Here is a 17,203-nt window from a genome sequence, read left to right as displayed (position 1 = left end):
CTATGCGCCCGCGCGGTTACAGCCTCAAGGCTCGCGTAATTTTATTCCACGCCCTTATTCCACAACGTGGCGAAGCGCGCGGTCGAGCAGCGGCTTGTCGTCGCCGACCACGCCGATGATCGCGACGCGGTCGGCATCGACACGGCGGGCGACCATGATGACGAATTCGTCGTTACCCGACAGCGTCAGATAGGCCTGCTCGGGCAGTTCGCGGGCACGTTCGCGGGTCGTGTCGGGCTTGGCTTCCTTCCCCTCGGGCCGCCGCTCGCGGCGTTCGGCGGCGACGATGGCCTTGAGGCCGCCGGGGAAATTTTCGAGGAACAGCTTCATACCGCCTGCAGGCAATTCGCGGCGGTGGGCAAAGCTCATCGCGGCGGCAAATTCGGTCAGGCGGGTCTTGTCGTAACTTGCCCCGAACACGAGCTTGGCAACGGGCGTCATCGGCGCGCGCGCCTGCGACCCGATTTTGCTTTCGCGCAGCAGCGCGGCATATTCGTCGGCGCGCTGTTCGGCCACGAGCGCGAAATCATAGGCACCCGACAAGGCGCGATACAGCGCACCCCGGCTGCGCGTATCGGCGGTCAGCGCGACATCGGCGTTGGCGCGCGCGGCGGCGAGCCAGTCGCCGAGCGTCTCGCCTTCGCCCGGCGGCGTCGCATCGATGTCTTCCTCGACGGATTCCTCGACTGCGGCCGCATCTTTGGCAGCCTGCTCCAGGCGGCTCGGACCATCGGCCCAGACCGGCACGACCGGGCGCGACGGCACCGTCGCAACGCTGGCGCGCATCTCGCGCTCGATCGCATCGACTTCGACCTCGCCGGCGATTTCCTTCCAGTTGATGACGCCGTAGATGAAATCGATCGTGTCGTTGTCCGACGAGAACGGCAGCAGGATCCCGCGATACATGGTGTTGTTACCGCGCGCGTTCTGGAATTCGGCCTCGAAGCCGATGGGCGCGCGGTTGGCAATGATCTGCAGATGATGGTCGGTCAGCCGCGACAACAGCGAGCGCGACGGTACTTCGGACACGACGCTGGCCACGCTGTCGGACAGATCGCATTCGGCGCGCAGCTTCTCGCCGAGCCAGGCGATCGCGGGGTCTTCGCCGGCATGGGTGAAATCGAGCAGGACGCTTTGCGGGCCGAAATCGGTGGCATTGTCGAGGTCGATGTCCTCGACCGACGGATAGGAGCGGCCATCGAGCAGCGAGACCCAGTAGTTATAGGCGCGGACATGCATGCGCCGCTCGTCGGTGCCGATCACGACCGGCGCGTCGATACCGGTATCGGCGTCTGCCGTCGTGCCGATTTCGCTCTCGGTCTCCCGCGCAAAATCCTGAAGCCTGTCCATCGGTGCCGACCCCCAAACTGGTCCATTGAGAAATCCTGACGCCGGGAATGCACCGCCTTTGGTTACCAAGCCGTTAAGGGATTGGGGTGCTTCGATGCCCTTGCCGAGCGCCAGCGACGCTGATAAGCGCCCGCCGCACTGGTTCAGCCGCTTTAGCTCAGCCGGTAGAGCATCGCATTCGTAATGCGAGGGTCAGGTGTTCGAGTCACCTAAGCGGCACCAGTAGATTACCGCAGAAAAGCAGCATTCTCAGCTTACGACGACTGGCTCGATGGTGCTGGGTCGAACACTTTGGTATCGCACTGGTATCGCAAGTGCGCTGAAGTCAGTTTGCCGACGTCGCTCCAAAGTGTCTCCACTCCGTCGATAAACTGCTTGAGATACTCTGGGCGAATGTGACGATAGTGGCGGTTATTGGTGCCCTGGCCCCGGTGTCCGGCCGCAGTTTCGATCTGTGCCTCGGGTCTATTTCGAAGTTGCACCGACTGGCAGGGGAGGTCGATCCGTGCGCCTCGCCAAAGATAGCGCAGGTGACGGCTGATTTGCTTCAAGTCCGATCGGAGCGCGCGAATCGGAGGCCAGAGGCGGATTGCCATCGCTGGTTGACATCCAACGGCGTGCCAAACCAGGCATGCGTCACAGCTATGTTAGGCACAGAAGCGGGGCATGAGGTGCCTGACGCACGCAATCGTGCGCTGCTCCTCCTTGCTGTCGAGGGGCGCTACAGTCCGTCGGAACTCGTCGCGTTGAATTGGCACGACATCGTGGCATGCGACGACAGCAGCACCGGTGAAACCGACGATATAGCCTTGCCCGTTATGTTCAGGGTCAGACTGGGTAAAGAGGTAAAGACGGCGCTGTGGGCGTGGCGGACATTCAACAATGACGGTCACGTTTTTCGTCGGCTGTATTCCGTCCCATCCATGGACTACGATATCGACCGCCGCTGGCTCGTGGGCGGCCAACTCAGCAGACAGTCGATCAGTTTGATCTGTCGGTCGATGCTCGACCGCGCGAAATCCGGAAAAGCATTTGGCGAGCTGTCGGAAATCGATTGGTTCGACTTGCGCCGGGCAACCTCAGCCAGAAATATTTGCGGTCGGCGCTAACGGCCGCCTTGTTGGACACATTTCGCCTTATCGAACTATTTCAACGTTGGCGGTTGCGTCCCGTCCATCGCCTTGAGCGTGCTCAGCTCACGAGGTAAATTGAAGGCAGTCTTGTCCTTTTATTTACGTCAGAGCGCGTTTTCCATTTCGCCATCGCAACGGCGGCTCGCCGAACGACTTGGTGTGCCAACGGGTGAAGGCACCGATCGAGCCATAGCCCAGCAGCTCGGCTACATCGGTCACGCGCATACGGGGATTGGCGAGATATTGCGTGGCCAGTTGCATCCGCGCGCGTTGCAAGAGGTTTGTGAAGCTGATCTGTTCGGCATCGAGCGAGCGCTGGAGGGTGCGGACGGTCACGCCCAGCGACGCGGCACACATCTGGACGGTCGCCTTTCCGGAGGGAAGGAGCAGCGTGATCAGCTGTTCCACATCCTGGGTTATGGTTCGAGCCGTCGGGCTCATCACCGACTCCAATAATCGCCGGGCGTGCTGGGCGAGCTGGTCGTCGGCCTTGACGTTGGGCCGGTCGAGGTCGCGCGCGTCGAGAACGATGCCGTTCATCTCGCAGTCGAACTCGGGGCGGCAGCGAAAGACGCGGGTGAAGATCGCCAGCTCGGCGGCCGGCGGAGCTTCATGGGCAAAACATACGGTCAGGGGCGACCAGCTGTCTGCGAGCGCCGACCCGCAGAGCCGGGCAAGCACGCCCAGCGCCAGGTTCGACGACTGGCGCGACGGCTCGGGCTGCCGCAGGGCGAAGTCCTCGCGCAGGATCGCCTGGCCGTCCGCTTCCTCAAGGTGGAGAATCAGCGTCGAATTGATCCTCGCCCTGAACTCGGCAAGCGTGGCGAGCGCGGCGCGCAGCGTCGGCTGGTGCGCGATCAGCAGGCTGGTGGCCCCCAGGTCGGCAAGCGCGCGCGCCTCGACCATGCGCAGGCCGAGTGTCACACAACCCGTTGCCTGGGCGCTGCGCTCGAGCAGCCGGATCGTGGCCCGCGCCGGGATGAGCTGCTCGGGATTGATGAGCAGGTCGGCGGTGAGCCCCTGTTCGGCGAGCAGCGGGCGGGGATCGACGCCGAGCGCCGCCATCGCATCGAAATAGCCGGTCAGCGCCGCTACGCGGACGACTTCGGCCATACCCGTTCTCCTGTGACGTCTGGCGCCGAATGCCAAAAGAATGTCACGAACTGCGAAAACTGCAAGCGCGCCGCGCGGTAGGTCATTGCCAGTTTTGGAGAGGAAGCGAGATGGCCACAGCCGTCCGATTTTACGAGGCCGGCGGACCCGATGTGCTCAGGGTCGAGCAGGTCGATGTCGGCACGCCAGCGCCGGGCGAGGTCCGCATCCGCCACGCGGCGGTCGGCTGCAATTTCGCCGACACCTATTTCCGCTCGGGCTACTACCCCGTACCCGTACCGAACTCGATAGGTGTCGAGGGCGCGGGCGTGGTCGAATCCGTGGGCGAGGGCGTGACAGCCGTCGCAGTGGGGGATCGCGTCGCCTATAACGGCAGCCCGCTCGGAGCCTATAGCTCCGAGCGTGTCATGCCTGCGGCTCCGCTGTTCAAACTCCCCGACAACATCGCCTTCGAGACGGCGGCGGCATCGACGATGCGCGGGCTGTCGGCAACCTACTGGCTCCGCAAGACCGATCCGAGGCTCAAGGCGGGCGACACGATTTTGCTGCATGCAGCGGCCGGCGGGGTCGGCTTGCTCGCGATCCAGATTGCCAAGCTGATGGGCCTGCGCGTCATCGGGACGGTATCGAGCGAGGAAAAAGCAGCCAAGGCGCGCAGCTATGGGTGCGACGAGATCATCTTCTACCGGCGTGAGGATGTCGCGGCGCGGGTCACGGAACTGACCGGCGGCGAGGGCGTGCAAACCGTGTTCGACTCGGTCGGGAAGGACACGTTCGAGGGGTCGTTGAAGTCGCTCAGGCGGCGCGGGGTGCTGGTCGCGTGCGGCACCGCGTCGGGGGCATTCCCGCCGGTCGATGCGATGCAGCTGGTGCTGCAGGGTTCGGTCTATTTTACCCGGCCCGCCTTTGCCGATTATTACGCCGACCCGGTCGAGCGTGCCGAGCTCGCCGCCTTCTGGTTCGATCATCTGGCGGCGGGGCGCGTCACGGTCGATATCGGGCAGCGTTACGCGCTCGAAGACTGCGTGCAGGCACACCGCGATCTCGAAGCCGGCAAGACTATCGGTGCCTCGGTATTCGTGCTGTGAAAGTCGCCGCCCTCACCTGCCATATCGGTGCCGAGGTGCAGGGCGTCGGCCTTGCCGATGCCGCCCGCGACGACGCGCTGTTCGGTGAGGTGAAAGCGGCGCTCCTCGCGCACAAGGTGCTCTTCTTCCGCGACCAGGACATCACGCCCGCCGATCACGCGGCCTTTGCCGAGCGTTTCGCGCCGCTCGAGGGCCATCCCGTCGTCGGCAGCCATCCCGACCATCCGGGCCTGATCCAGATCTACAAGGACGAAAACAGCCCGCCCGATCATTTCGAGAACGCATGGCACTGTGACGCGACCTGGCGCGATGCACCGCCGATGGGCGCGGTGTTGCGCTGCGTCGCCTGCCCCGACGTCGGCGGCGACACGATGTGGGCGAATATGGCCAAGGCCTATGCCGATTTGCCGCCGCATGTGAAGGACACCATCGCGCCGCTGAAAGCGCGGCATTCGATCGAGGCGACCTTCGGCGCACGCATGCCCGAGGACAGACGCCATGCGCTCAAGGCGCAATTTCCCGATGCCGAGCACCCGGTCGTGCGGACGCATCCCGAAACGGGCGAAAAGGTGCTGTTCGTTAGCGGTTTCGCGACGCATTTCACCAATTTCCACACCAGCGCCAACGTCCGCTACGGCCAGGATTATGCGCCGGGCGGTGCGCAGTTGCTGGCGTATCTCATCGGCCGCGCCGCAATTCCCGAATATCAGGTGCGCTGGCGCTGGCGGCCCGGCGACGTGGCCGTGTGGGACAATCGCTGCACCCAGCATTACGCCGTCATGGATTACCCGCCGACGATCCGCCGCATGGAGCGCGCGAGCATCACCGGCGACCGGCCCTATTGAACCCCGAGGAGACGAACGATGCAGTTCTTCGACGACAGCCTGCTTCCCGAAACGCAGGATCCGCTGGTCATCCAGGTGGCGCCCTATGCGCCGAGCTTCTTTCCGCGTGACAGCGACGACATTCCGCTGAGCTATGCCGAGCAGGTGCAAAAGGCGGTCGACTGCTACAATGCAGGCGCAACCGTGCTCCACGTCCATGTCCGCGAACCCGACGGCAACGGATCGAAAGACCTCGACCGCTTCAACGAGATGCTCGACCGGCTGCGGAGCGCGGTGCCCGGCATGATCCTCCAGGTCGGCGGATCGATCAGCTTCGCGCCGAAGGGGGAGGGGCAGGAAGCCCTGTGGCTATCCGACGACACGCGCCACATGCTCGCCGATCTGAACCCCGCACCCGATCAGGTCACCCTTGCGGTCAACACCAACCAGATGAACGTGATGGAGATCATGAGCGACAGCGACGTCGCGGGCACCAGCATGGACGAGCCCGCCTATCGCGAAGCCTATACGGAGATGTACTACGAGGCCGGGCCGAAGTTCATGAAGGAGCACATGAAGCGGCTGACCGCGTCGGGCATCCAGACGCACTTCATGGTCGGCTGTTCACGCGACCTCGAAACCGTCGAACGGCTGGTGCGGAACGGGCATTATATGGGGCCGCTCGTCATCAACTGGGTCGCGATCGGCGGCGGCCATGACGGGCCCAACCCGCGCAACCTGATGGAATTCATCAACCGCCTGCCGCAGAATGCGGTGTTCACGGTCGAGGGGCTGATGCGGAACGTCTATCCGCTGTGTACGATGGGTATCGCGATGGGCGTCCACGTCCGCGTCGGGCAGGAAGACAATCTCTGGGGCCGCAAGGGCGAGCGCGCGACCTCGGTCCAGCAGATCGAGAAGATGGTGCGGATTTCTGAGGAACTCTACCGCCCCATCGCGACCGCCGCGGACGCACGGCGCATCTACAAGATCGGCACCTTTTATTCGAGCATCGACGAGACGCTGCGCGAGAATGGCTGGCTGCCCAACCGCACGCCCGCGCGACCGACCGACGGGCTCAGGATCGCGGCGTAGCGCCGACAAATGGCGCACTATTTTTTCTCCGGGGGGGATGGCGACCGGGCGGACGGGGATGCCCGTCCGGTCGCCTATGCCTGGCTGGTTTTCGCGCTCTGCTTCGGGCTGCTGATCTCCGACTATATGGCGCGGCAGGTGCTCAATGCGGTGTTTCCGCTGCTCAAGGCCGAATGGGCGCTGAGCGACGCGCAGCTCGGCACGCTCAGCGGCGCGGTCGCCTTGATGGTCGGGCTGCTGACCTTTCCGCTGTCGCTCCTCGCCGACCGCTGGGGCCGGATAAAGAGCCTGACGGTAATGGCGGTGCTGTGGAGCCTAGCGACCCTGCTCTGCGGCGTCGCGCGCAGTTACGAACAGATGCTGATCGGGCGCATCCTCGTCGGGGTGGGCGAGGCCGCCTATGGCAGCGTCGGCATCGCGCTCGTCATCGCCGTCTTTCCCGCACGCATGCGCGCGATGCTTTCGGCGGCCTTTATGGCGGGCGGGCTGTTCGGCCAGGTGCTCGGCGTCGCGCTTGGCGGTATCGTCGCGGCCGCGCATGGCTGGCGCACGGCATTCGTCGTCATCGCGCTGTCGGGGCTGGCGCTCGCCGTGATCTTCCCGCTGCTGGTTAAGGAAAATCGTCTCGGCGAGGTCGCATCGGACGGCGGCAATCCGGTCGCGCGGGTGTCGGCGATCGGCGTCGCGCAGCTTCGCACGCTCGTCGCCAGCCGGTCGGTGATCTGCGCCTATGTCGCGAGCGGGCTGCAGCTCTATGCGGCGGGCGCGCTGCCCGCCTGGTTGCCGACATTCTTCGTCCGCAGCTACAATCTGCCGCTCGCCAAAGCCTCGGGTCTGGCGGCGCTGTTCCTGCTGATCACCGGCGTCGGCATGATCCTGTGCGGTGCCATTGCCGACCGCGTGGCGAAGGGCCGCCCCGAAGCCAAGCTGAGCTTCGCGATCGCCTGCTGCCTCAGCTGTGCCGGGTTTCTCGCGCTCGCCTTCGCCCTGCCGCCGGGCCTTGCCCAACTGTTTGCGCTCGGTGCTGCCGTGTTTCTCGTCGCGGGTACGACAGGTCCGGCGGGCGCGATGGTCGCGAACCTGACGCCGGGTGTTATCCACGGCACCGCCTTCGCCACGCTGACGCTGGCGAATAATCTGCTGGGCCTCGCACCGGGGCCGATCCTGACCGGTCGCTTCGCCGATGCGATGGGCCTGGTCGATGCGCTGCGTATCCTCCCCGTGCCCTGCGTCCTGGCGGCGCTCGTGTTCGCGCTCGCGCGCCGCAGCTATGCCGACGACTGCAACCGCGTCGCCGATGGCACGAAAAGCAAAAAAGCTGTCGCGGAAGGTGAAATGGTCGCCAGCGCGAACGTCTAGGTATCGACTAACGATAAGATCGAGGGGAATGGGCATGAAGGCTTCGTCGTTTGCGACCGCGAGTGTGCTCGCGCTGGCATTGTCACTGGTAGTCGGCGGGACCGCCCAGGCACAAACCACGCCGCCGGCCGAAGCGCCCGAGGCGGACAGCGGCGAAATCGTCGTGACCGCGCAAAAGCGTTCGGAAAGCCTGCAAAATGTTCCGATTTCGATCGCCGCCTTCAACGGCGCGACGCTCGAGCGGACCAACGTCACGACCGTGCTCGATCTCGGGAAGATTGCGACCAATTTCCAGTCGGTCCGCTCGTCGAACACCGGCTCGACCCGGCTCGGCATTCGCGGCGTCGGCTCGCTCGCCAACACGCTGATCGAACCCAGCGTCGCAGTGTTCCTCGACGGCGTTTACGTGCCGCGTTCGGGTTCTATCCTCGGGGCTTTCCTCGACATCGACGGCGTCGAAGTACTGCGCGGGCCGCAGGGAACGCTGTTCGGTCGCAACGCCAGCGTCGGCGCCTTGTCGCTCAAAAGCGCGCTGCCGAAGCAGGATTTTTCGGGTCAGGTCAGCGGCGAGATCGGCTCGTTCGACCGGTACAAGGTCTCGGGTTTCGTCAACGTACCGCTCGCGGACAATGTCGCGCTGCGCGTTGCGGGCATGGGGCAGTGGTACAAGGGGCCGTGGGTCAACCAGCTCGACGGCCTGCGCTACGGCGGGTCGAACGACCTCTCGGGCCGCGCGACGCTCAAGGCCGACTTCGGCGGGATCGAATGGGTCGTGCGCGGCGACTATACGCGCCTGAGCGGTGACGGCGTCGCCAATTTCGATTTCGACGCGAACTCGGTGAGTCCGGCGCGTCTCGCCTTCATCCAGGCCGCGTTCAACGGCGGCCCCGACACAGTTCTGGGCGACCGCAACATGAACCAGTTCATGGCAACGGGCCTGGTCGATACCAACTGGGGCGTGTCGAGCACACTGACTGTCCCCGTCGGCAACGCGTCGCTGAAGCTTATCAACAGCTACCGCGTGTGGAAAAACGATCAGCTCGACGGCGACATCATCTACTTCCCGGTATCGCTCGCCTCGCGGCGCAGCCTGTTCGATTCGAAAAGCCACAACCACGAGTTGCAATTCATCTCGCCCGAGAGGGAATGGTTCGGCGGCGCGTTCGACATGGTCGCGGGCGTGTATTATTTCAATGAAGATTTCCGCCTCGACGAACTGCTCAACATGGGCACGAACTATTGCGGCGTCCTCGTGCCGGCAGGCGCAGCACGCACGGCCTGCGCCGCCTATTACGCGACCGCCAATGGTGTCGCCGCGACCAACCAGCAGGTGTTCCAAAACGTCAGCAGTATCGCTGCCTATGCACAGGGCAATATCCACCTCGGCGATCAACTGACGCTGACCTTGGGCGGCCGCTATACCAACGACCGCAAGCGCGGCACCTATAACCAGGCATCGAGCGCGTTCACGCAAACCTTGCGCGCGCCCGAGGTACTGACCTATCCGGGCCTGAACGAAAGCAAGTTCACCTATCGCGTCAGCCTGAACTACAAGCCCAGCCGCGATGTCCTGATCTTCGCCAACCTGTCGACCGGTTATAAATCGGGCGGTTACAACTCGGGCGGCGGCACGCCGTCGCTCTCGACCTTCGATGCGAACGGCAACCTCGTCTCGACCAAGCGCGTCTTTGCGCCGGAAACGGTCAAGAACTACGAACTGGGCATCAAGTCGAGCTGGCTCGACCGGACGCTGCGCGCGAACCTCACTTTCTACCGCATAGATATCGACGGTTTTCAGGACCGCGCGTTCGACGGTGTGAGCTTCATCGTCCGCAATGCCGGCGGTCTACGCCAGCAGGGATTCGAATTCGACACGACGCTCAGCCCGACGCGCAACCTGTCGCTGACCGTATCGATTGCCTATCTCGACTCGAAATTTACCTCGTTCACGACGGCGTCGAACCTGCCGGGCCTCACCGGCACGCAGGATCTGACCGGCAAGCCCAACAGCTTCTCGCCCGAATGGACCGGCAATTTCGCGCTCGACTGGTCTTCAGAACTGGGTTCGAGCGGGATGCGGTTCGCCGCCAACGCCAATCTGTCGCTGGTGTCGGATCAATTCGTCGGCACGCAGAACGACGGCAACGTCCAGACTCTCGCCGACGGCTATGCGTTGCTCGGCGCGCGGCTCACGCTGTCGGGCCGCGACGACCGCTGGTCGGTCAGTATGTTCGGCCGCAACCTGACCGGTACCAGCTACTCGCCGCTTGCCGTCTATCAGCCGCTCGGTGCCGCGCTCGGCCTGAACAACACGGTCTTCAACGGCAGTACTGCCGTCCGCATTCAGGCAAGCGAGCCGCGGACATACGGCGCGAGTGCGACGATCCGCTTCTAGATGATTGGTGTCGAAGCACAGCATCTGAACGAATGTCAGCTAGCGACGATTACGAAGCTCTGACGCAATGTCTGCAATGTTTGGGGAATACGGCCGCGTGACTTGACCATTCCCGCGTCGGCTAACCGAGCATGATCTTCGACGCAGCATTTGGGTCGAATATGGGTAGCAACTAGAAATTGCGCGCCTCATCGCGTTTATGAGGAAGCCACAAATCGATGCGGGTTCCCTTGGCGACGACTGCGGCGATGTCGATCTCGGCGCGCAATATGGCGGCGCGCGCCCGCATTGCCGTCAGTCCGGTGCCGTTTTTCGACAGCTTGTCGGTCGCAAAGCCGCGCCCGTTGTCGCTTATGACGAGCAGGACGCCTTCGGCATCGTGCCGGCGTTCCGGTCGGCACTCGAAACGTATGTCGCTGGCCCCCGCATGTCCGATAACGTTGCTGACCGCTTCGTTGACAAGGCGCAGCAGGTGCAGCGCATGAACCGGATCGAGCCAGGCAATGGGCGGGCAATCGCGCACGTCCCAGACGACGGCAAGCCCGCATCGCTGCAGATCGTCGTCGAAACGATGTCGGAGTCCGCCCAGCAAGGCGAGCAGGTCGCCGTTAAGGGGATCGAGGGAGTCCACGGTGAGTTTGAGTTCGGACAGCGCGCGCCGCAGGACTTCGGTGGTTTCAGCCGGATGTCTTTCGCGCTGCGCGATGGCGAGTGCCGTGACCAAGCTCGAGCCGATCCCGTCGTGGACTTCGCGCATCAGGCGCTCGCGTTCGGTATCGATGGCGCTGCTCACTTCAAGTTTGCGCCGTTCGGTTTCGGCCGCCGCAAGATCGGTCTGGGTTGCGACCAATGCCGCATGGGCCTGATTGATCGACCGGGTAATCGCCTCGCGAAACGCCATCATCAGTGCGGCAAAGATCGCCAGAATGACCAGAAGCGTACCACCCAGATACCATCCTTCGATCAGGTGCAGCGCCAGCAGGGGCGGCAGTTCGACGACTGGGGCGAGTGTCGCCAGCAAAGTACGCGGTTGTTTGCCGGGCGCCGTGATCGTCGCCGTCGAAGCTATGGCGATATAAACAACCGCAAAAGTTACGGCGAGAAATCGGCGATCATCGCCCGCCGCCGGGTTTTCGAGCCAGTCAAGCGTCACACTGGCTAGGCCCGTGCTCCAGAGCATGGCGACGATGAAACCCTGCCAGGAATCGTCGCGGTCGATGCCGTGCGAGAGCCGCCGCCGATGCAGCGCCAGACCGACGATCCAGCAGGTCAGCAATAGCAGGAAGGTCAGGTCTGCGGCGTCAGCGGATGTGGCACCGAGCCGTCCGGCAGCCCAGTTGTGAAAGCTGAACCAGTCCACCAGCAGCAGAACGATGGCGATGACGACGAACGCCAGCCGCGGCGACAGCACCACCGGCAAAGCAGCTGCTGCGCGCGCAAATGGATGAACCTTCAATCGATCATTCCCTGGGCAGACGCCTCATAAATCGCCGCGGTGCGCGAATTGACCTCGAGCTTGCTGTAAATCCGTTTCACATAAGTGCCGACCGTATTGACCGAAATGCCCAGCAAACCCGCGCACTCTGCTTTCGAGAAGCCGCGCGCGAGCACGTTCAGGACGTCACGTTCGCGTTCGGTCAACTGGGCGTCGCCGTCTATGGCATCTGGCCTGATCTGCTGAAGCAGCATGCGGGCGATGCGGGGGTTGATCGGCGATCCGCCGCGCAGCATTTCACGGATCGAGCCCGTACAGGCATCGGCTTCCATCCCTTTTAACAGATAGCCGCGCGCGCCTGCGCGGATCGCGTTTACGACGTTCCGCTGGTCGTCGAACAGGGTGACGACCATGACATCGGCGTCGGGATGCTGGCGCACGCTCTGGCGGATCAGGTCGATTCCGCTGCCATCGGGCAGGCCCAGGTCGCAAAGTAGGACATCATAGCCGCCCTTGTCGATCAAGGCAGCGCCGTCGCGCGCGGTCGTGGCAACCGCGCTGATGCAGAGATCCTCGGCACCTTCGATTGCCGCGCTGAGCCACGAGACCATCGCCGGATCGTCCTCGATGATGGCGATGCTCGAGATAGTGCCCCCCCTGCAATACATCCGCGATGATCGAACCTACGCAATCCGGACACCGACTTAGCGGACTCGATGACTGCCGGTTGTCACCTGTTCGGGTGACGAGGCTGCCCCGCTGCTGTGTCTACATTCCCCGCCACAGTTCACGCAACGGCAACGAGGTTCTCATGCACAGCACAGCTTCACCTCTTTCCAATACCCGTTTTCTGGGTGTCAGCACGCTCGCGCTCGCACTAGCGTTGACGGCACCGCAAGCGGCGCGGGCACAGGCGGTAATCGGCAGCAGCGACGCGACCGCACCATGCCTGCAGCTGACGGCACCGCGCCTGCTCGCGTGCGGCACCAACAGTATCGCGGGCAGCCCCTCGGGCGTCAGCGACGCGACGGCGGTCGGTAATGGTGCCCAGGCGAGCGAGGAGGACACGACCGCGCTCGGCTCGGGCGCGCGCGCGTCGAATCTTCGCGGCACCGCCGTCGGTAACAACGCCAATTCGGCGGGGATCGATGCCATCGCCATCGGTGCAGATGCACTTGCCAATGCCAACCAGACCGTCGCGGTCGGCAATTCGGCAAGCGCAGACGACGACGATGCGACGGCGATCGGCTATCGTTCGCGGGCCAATGGCGGCAGCACCGCCATCGGTTCGCAGAGCAACGCGCAAGCATTCGGTGTCGCCCTTGGAAACAACGCCGTGGCGAGTGCCTATCGTTCGGTTGCCATTGGTGCCAATTCGGTCGCGTCGAGCGCCAATACGGTGTCGTTCGGCGACGCCGCAAACGGGCTCACCCGGCGGCTGACCAGCATCGCTGCGGGCACCAGTGCGACCGATGCCGTCAACCTCGGCCAGATGAGCAGCGCCATTGCCGCCATTCCGACCTATCTGATGGCGGGGATCATCACCGGCATTCACACAGTCCCAATAGCAAGCGGGGCAAACGCCCTTGCGTTCGGCAGCGACGCCCAGGCGCAGGGCGACAATTCTGTTGCCTTGGGACTCGGGGCGACTGCCAGTCAGTTCAGCAGCATCGCGATCGGCCGAAACAGTACGTCGTCGGGCTCGCTCGCTTCGGCAGTAGGTGTCGCGGCAGCGTCGGATGGCTTCCGCAGCACGGCGCTCGGCCCATTTGCGCGCGCGGGCGGCGACTTCGCAGTGGCGCTCGGCGACAGCACGGTAGCATCGGGGGCCAACGCCGTCGCCATCGGCATCCTGTCTTCTGCCACGGCGGCGAGCAGCGTGGCCATCGGCAACCAGAGCGTGGCGGATCAAGCCGACACGGTGTCAGTGGGATCGACTACTCAGCAGCGTCGCATCGTCAACGTCGCAGCCGCGATTGACACCGCCGACGCGGTCAACCTGGGCCAGGTCAACACGCTGATCGCAGCGAGTGCGGGGAGCGGTGACAATCCGGGCTTTGCCGCAAACCGCGTCGGCACCACGCCGGCGGCGGCGGCGAGCGGTGCCTCAAGCGTCGCGTCCGGCTACGGCGCGCAAGCAAGCGGGTCGGCAAGCGTGGCAACCGGTTTTCGCGCAACCGCATCGGGCACTTCGGGAACTGCGACGGGCGGCTTGAGCACCGCAAGCGGCGACTATGCGACTGCCACCGGGACCAGCAGCTCTGCGAGCGACTTTTCATCGACGGCTAATGGCGCGCTGAGCAGCGCAACCGGCCGGTTCAGCACAGCTTTGGGTGCCTCCGCTGCCGCTTCGGGACTACAGAGCGTCGCGCTCGGGGCCAATTCGGTTGCCGATCAGGCCAACACCGTCTCGGTCGGGTCGAGCACGCAACAGCGCCGGATCGTCAATATCGCCGCCGGGACGGCGAACACCGATGCGGTCAATGTCGGTCAGCTCAATAGCGCCCTCGCCGCCCTTCCTGCCGGGGGAATTCCGGCCCTCGCCGCGAATAATACGCATGGTTTTGCAAACGCAGCGGCATCGGGGCCGGACAGCCTTGCCATCGGCTATGCCGCATCGGCGGGAAGCAATGCGAGTGTCGCGACCGGCACCGGCGCAAATGCTGCAGGAAGCGGAAGCGTCGCGAGCGGCGCATCCGCCAGCGCGACCAGCACAGGCAGTGTCGCGGTTGGCATCCTGGCCGTCGCCAGTCAGAACAATGCCGTCGCGCTCGGATCGGGTGCCCGTTCCACTGGTGTCGGCAGTGCGGCTTTCGGTTCCGATTCGCTTGCCACACAGGACTATACGGTATCGTTCGGCACTTCGGCGCAGCAGCGCCGTTTAGTCAACGTTGCGGCAGGTTCGGCGAACACGGATGCGGCCACAGTCGGTCAGCTTAACAGCGCCATCGCCGCAATTCCCGCGGGCGGCGGCAGCCCGGCCTTTTCAGCGAACAATGGCGGAAGTTTTGCTAGCGCCGTCTCCAGCGGCAGCAACAGCGTCGCGTCGGGCTATGGCGCCCAAGCGGGGGGCAGCGGCAGCGTTGCCAGCGGCACGCTGGCAACTGCGAGCGGGACTGGCAGTGTCGCGCTCGGGGCTGGCGCGGTAGCGACACAGGATTTCACGGTTTCGCTGGGAACTGCATCGCTACAGCGGCGCGTCGTCAACGTCGCAGCGGGTATCGCCGCGACCGATGCAGCGACAGTCGGTCAGCTCGATACAGCGCTCGGCGGCTTCGTCGCCGACAATATGGCGGGATTGGCCAAGGCATCTGCAACCGGCACGAACGCCGTCGCCGGTGGCTATGGCGCGATTGCCACCGGCACCGGGACGGTCGCAAGCGGCGCGAACGCGCGGGCCAGCGGCCTCGGCAGCGTCGCGCTCGGCGCGAACGCGGTTGCCGATCAGGACTTCACGGTCTCGGTCGGCTCTGCCAGCCAGCAGCGCCGTATCACCAATCTCGCCAGCGGAACCTCGGCATCCGACGCTGCGACCGTGGGTCAGCTCAACGTCGCGCTCGGCGGGTTCCGCATCAACAATGCCGCTGGCCTGTCCATTGCCTTTGCCAATGGCACCAATGCAGTTGCACTTGGGTACGGCGCGAATGCGGGGGGCGTTGGCAGCGTGGCGCTGGGTGCAAGCACTTCGGCGAGCGGCCTCGGCAGCGTTGCCATCGGCGTGAATTCGGTCGCCAATCAGGCGAACACCGTCTCGGTCGGCGCCGTCGGCAGCGAGCGCCGCATCGTCAACCTGGCCAATGCCATCGGCGCACAGGATGCGGTCACGCTGAGCCAGATGAACGCTGCCATTGCCGCGATCAGCATCACGTCCGGCGGCTCAAGCGTACAGAGCGGTACGTCGACGGCGACCGGTGTCGGTGCCGTCGCGCTCGGCTTTCGCCAGAATGCCAATGGGAACGGAGCGGTCGCCCTCGGCGATCCGAACAATGCGACCGGCACCGGCGCTGTGGCACTGGGGGCCGACAACAACGCAACCGGTGACGGCGCGGTGGCTATTGGCAATGCCAACACCGCCAATGGTGCAGGGGCCGTTGCGCTCGGTAACGGTGCCAATGCGGGGACGGCAGGGGCGGTGGCGCTGGGCGGCAATGCCCAGGCGACGGGAGCCAATTCAGTCGCGTTGGGCACCGGCTCGGTCGCGGGCCAGGCGAACACCGTGTCGGTGGGGGCGTCGGGCAGCGAACGGCGCGTGGTCAATGTGGCATCGGGCAATGTCGCCAGCGGATCGACCGATGCCGTCAATGGCGGCCAGTTGTTCGCAACCAACCAGGCGGTGACGGCGGCGCAAGGAGCGGCCAATACCGCCCTTGCCAACGCCGCCACCGCGCAGGGCGTCGCGAACACGGCCCTGACCAACGCCGCGACGGCCCAGACGACCGCGAACACCGCGCTTGCCCGTACCGACTATGTTGCGGTCAACGGCACCGGTACCCGACCGACGGCGAGCGGCGCGAACGCCATCGCGATCGGCAGCGCCACCAGCGCAACCCATGCCAATGCCACTGCGGTCGGTGCCGGGGCGACCACCACGCGTAACGCCCAGGTAGCGCTCGGCGGCGCAGGATCTTCGGTGACGGTCGGCGACATCGCCGCCTCGACAGCGGCGCAGGTCGGGCCGACCGATTTGTCAACGGTCGATGCGTCGGGAACGCTCGGTCGCGACACCACCATCCGCCCGGCGATAGCGTCGTTGCAAACCAGCGTCGGTAATCAGGCGACGCAGATCACCGCGTTACAGGCGATGGACGCTGCCCAAGTCGGTCGTTTAAGTGCGCTCGAAGCCGGGCAGGCAAGCCTCTCCGCCCGGATCGATGTCAACAATCGCAACGCCAATGGCGGAATTGCGGCGGCCATGGCGTTGGGCGGGACGATCATCCCGGCCGACGCGCGCGTGGCGGTGTCGTTCAACCTCGCGACCTATCGTGGCGAACAGGGCTTTTCGACTTCGGCCGTCGTGAAGGCGGGCGACCATGTCTATTTCAACGCGGGTATCGCGGGATCGACGGTCAAGGACAGCACCGGCGGTCGCATGGGGGTTACCTTCGCTTGGTGAGGGTGCGCAAGCAACACCCACACCGCGCAGCGGTGGCTTTCGCAGCCATACTAGCGAGAGCCGCTGTTCTTCATGCCGTCGGATCGCCATCGATCGGACACCTAATCTGACGATGTCTGCTTTGGCAGATGGCGATCCTGACAGCGAACCCACTGCACGCGGCCCCATGCCGATCATTTTCTTCTCGGCGAAATCTCCGATGAACGGACGGCCGTTTTTGGGATTGGCTAGGCGGCGGACTATCAACCGCAATGTTGGCGGCAGCTGACCGTCCGCTTTGGCCGAAGCAGTATGTCCG

The 17,203-nt window shown here is 64.6% G+C and carries 11 protein-coding genes and 1 tRNA gene; 8 read left to right on the top strand and 4 right to left on the bottom strand.

Annotated features, from left to right (window positions below):
* Positions 1–54: 54 nt before the first annotated feature.
* Positions 55–1,350 (bottom strand): hypothetical protein, encoded by a 1,296-nt coding sequence (locus M0209_RS11660; RefSeq protein ID WP_258888437.1) that lies wholly within the window; start codon positions 1,348–1,350, stop codon positions 55–57.
* Between the two features lie 146 nt (positions 1,351–1,496).
* Here M0209_RS11660 and M0209_RS11655 point away from each other — a divergent pair.
* Both M0209_RS11655 and M0209_RS11650 read left to right on the top strand, forming a co-directional pair.
* Positions 1,497–1,572, top strand: a tRNA-Thr gene (locus M0209_RS11655).
* A gap of 173 nt (positions 1,573–1,745) precedes the next feature.
* Complete coding sequence (locus M0209_RS11650; RefSeq protein WP_258888436.1) at positions 1,746–2,459, top strand: hypothetical protein; 714 nt, start codon at positions 1,746–1,748, stop codon at positions 2,457–2,459.
* A 123-nt stretch (positions 2,460–2,582) separates the two neighbouring features.
* On the opposite strand, the gene M0209_RS11645 is transcribed toward M0209_RS11650, so the two are convergent.
* Positions 2,583–3,596 carry an AraC family transcriptional regulator gene (locus M0209_RS11645; protein ID WP_258888435.1) on the bottom strand — a complete coding sequence of 338 codons (1,014 nt, stop codon included), beginning with the start codon at positions 3,594–3,596 and terminating at the stop codon, positions 2,583–2,585.
* A gap of 110 nt (positions 3,597–3,706) precedes the next feature.
* Here M0209_RS11645 and M0209_RS11640 point away from each other — a divergent pair, with 110 nt between their 5' ends.
* Genes M0209_RS11640 through M0209_RS11620 form a run of 5 tightly spaced genes read left to right on the top strand, consistent with a single transcriptional unit; the run spans position 3,707 to position 10,357 of the window.
* Entirely contained in the window at positions 3,707–4,684 is a 978-nt protein-coding gene (locus M0209_RS11640) for a quinone oxidoreductase (protein WP_258888434.1), read from the top strand.
* On the top strand, positions 4,681–5,529 hold the full coding sequence (locus M0209_RS11635) for a TauD/TfdA family dioxygenase (RefSeq protein WP_258888433.1): 849 nt from the start codon (positions 4,681–4,683) through the stop codon (positions 5,527–5,529). The genes M0209_RS11640 and M0209_RS11635 overlap by 4 nt, the downstream gene beginning before the upstream one ends.
* An 18-nt stretch (positions 5,530–5,547) precedes the next feature.
* Positions 5,548–6,603 carry a 3-keto-5-aminohexanoate cleavage protein gene (locus M0209_RS11630; RefSeq protein WP_258888432.1) on the top strand — a complete coding sequence of 352 codons (1,056 nt, stop codon included), beginning with the start codon at positions 5,548–5,550 and terminating at the stop codon, positions 6,601–6,603.
* Positions 6,604–6,612: 9 nt separating this feature from the next.
* Complete coding sequence (locus tag M0209_RS11625; protein ID WP_258888431.1) at positions 6,613–7,962, top strand: MFS transporter; 1,350 nt, start codon at positions 6,613–6,615, stop codon at positions 7,960–7,962.
* A gap of 34 nt (positions 7,963–7,996) precedes the next feature.
* The gene (locus M0209_RS11620; protein ID WP_258888430.1) at positions 7,997–10,357 is read left to right on the top strand and encodes a TonB-dependent receptor; all 2,361 of its coding nucleotides are present in this window, start codon (positions 7,997–7,999) and stop codon (positions 10,355–10,357) included.
* A 172-nt stretch (positions 10,358–10,529) separates the two neighbouring features.
* Here the strand turns inward: M0209_RS11620 and M0209_RS11615 are convergent, their stop codons facing one another.
* Positions 10,530–11,813, bottom strand: a complete 1,284-nt coding sequence (locus M0209_RS11615) for a sensor histidine kinase (protein ID WP_258888429.1) — start codon at positions 11,811–11,813, stop codon at positions 10,530–10,532.
* Positions 11,810–12,460: a response regulator transcription factor gene (locus M0209_RS11610; protein ID WP_258888428.1), complete on the bottom strand. Its 651-nt coding sequence runs from the start codon at positions 12,458–12,460 to the stop codon at positions 11,810–11,812. Before M0209_RS11610 ends, M0209_RS11615 begins: the two co-directional genes overlap by 4 nt.
* A 143-nt stretch (positions 12,461–12,603) precedes the next feature.
* On the opposite strand from M0209_RS11610, the gene M0209_RS11605 reads away from it, so the two are divergent.
* The gene (locus M0209_RS11605) at positions 12,604–16,905 is read left to right on the top strand and encodes an S-layer family protein (RefSeq protein WP_258888427.1); all 4,302 of its coding nucleotides are present in this window, start codon (positions 12,604–12,606) and stop codon (positions 16,903–16,905) included.
* Positions 16,906–17,203: the final 298 nt, after the last annotated feature.

This window comes from Sphingomonas sp. SUN039, assembly GCF_024758725.1.
Classification (GTDB): Bacteria; Pseudomonadota; Alphaproteobacteria; order Sphingomonadales; family Sphingomonadaceae; genus Sphingomonas_O.
The sequence above is the reverse complement of the archived record's forward strand: the minus strand, read 5'-3'. Positions and strand labels throughout refer to the sequence as shown.

Excerpts from the sequence above, each read along its gene's own strand:
- M0209_RS11660 (WP_258888437.1), bottom strand. The coding sequence starts at position 1,350 with ATGGACAGGCTTCAGGATTTTGCGCGGGAGACCGAGAGCGAAATCGGC.
- M0209_RS11625 (WP_258888431.1), top strand. The coding sequence starts at position 6,613 with ATGGCGCACTATTTTTTCTCCGGGGGGGATGGCGACCGGGCGGACGGG.
- M0209_RS11605 (WP_258888427.1), top strand. The coding sequence starts at position 12,604 with ATGCACAGCACAGCTTCACCTCTTTCCAATACCCGTTTTCTGGGTGTC.
- M0209_RS11620 (WP_258888430.1), top strand. The coding sequence starts at position 7,997 with ATGAAGGCTTCGTCGTTTGCGACCGCGAGTGTGCTCGCGCTGGCATTG.
- M0209_RS11630 (WP_258888432.1), top strand. The coding sequence starts at position 5,548 with ATGCAGTTCTTCGACGACAGCCTGCTTCCCGAAACGCAGGATCCGCTG.
- M0209_RS11610 (WP_258888428.1), bottom strand. The coding sequence starts at position 12,460 with ATGTATTGCAGGGGGGGCACTATCTCGAGCATCGCCATCATCGAGGAC.
- M0209_RS11645 (WP_258888435.1), bottom strand. The coding sequence starts at position 3,596 with ATGGCCGAAGTCGTCCGCGTAGCGGCGCTGACCGGCTATTTCGATGCG.
- M0209_RS11640 (WP_258888434.1), top strand. The coding sequence starts at position 3,707 with ATGGCCACAGCCGTCCGATTTTACGAGGCCGGCGGACCCGATGTGCTC.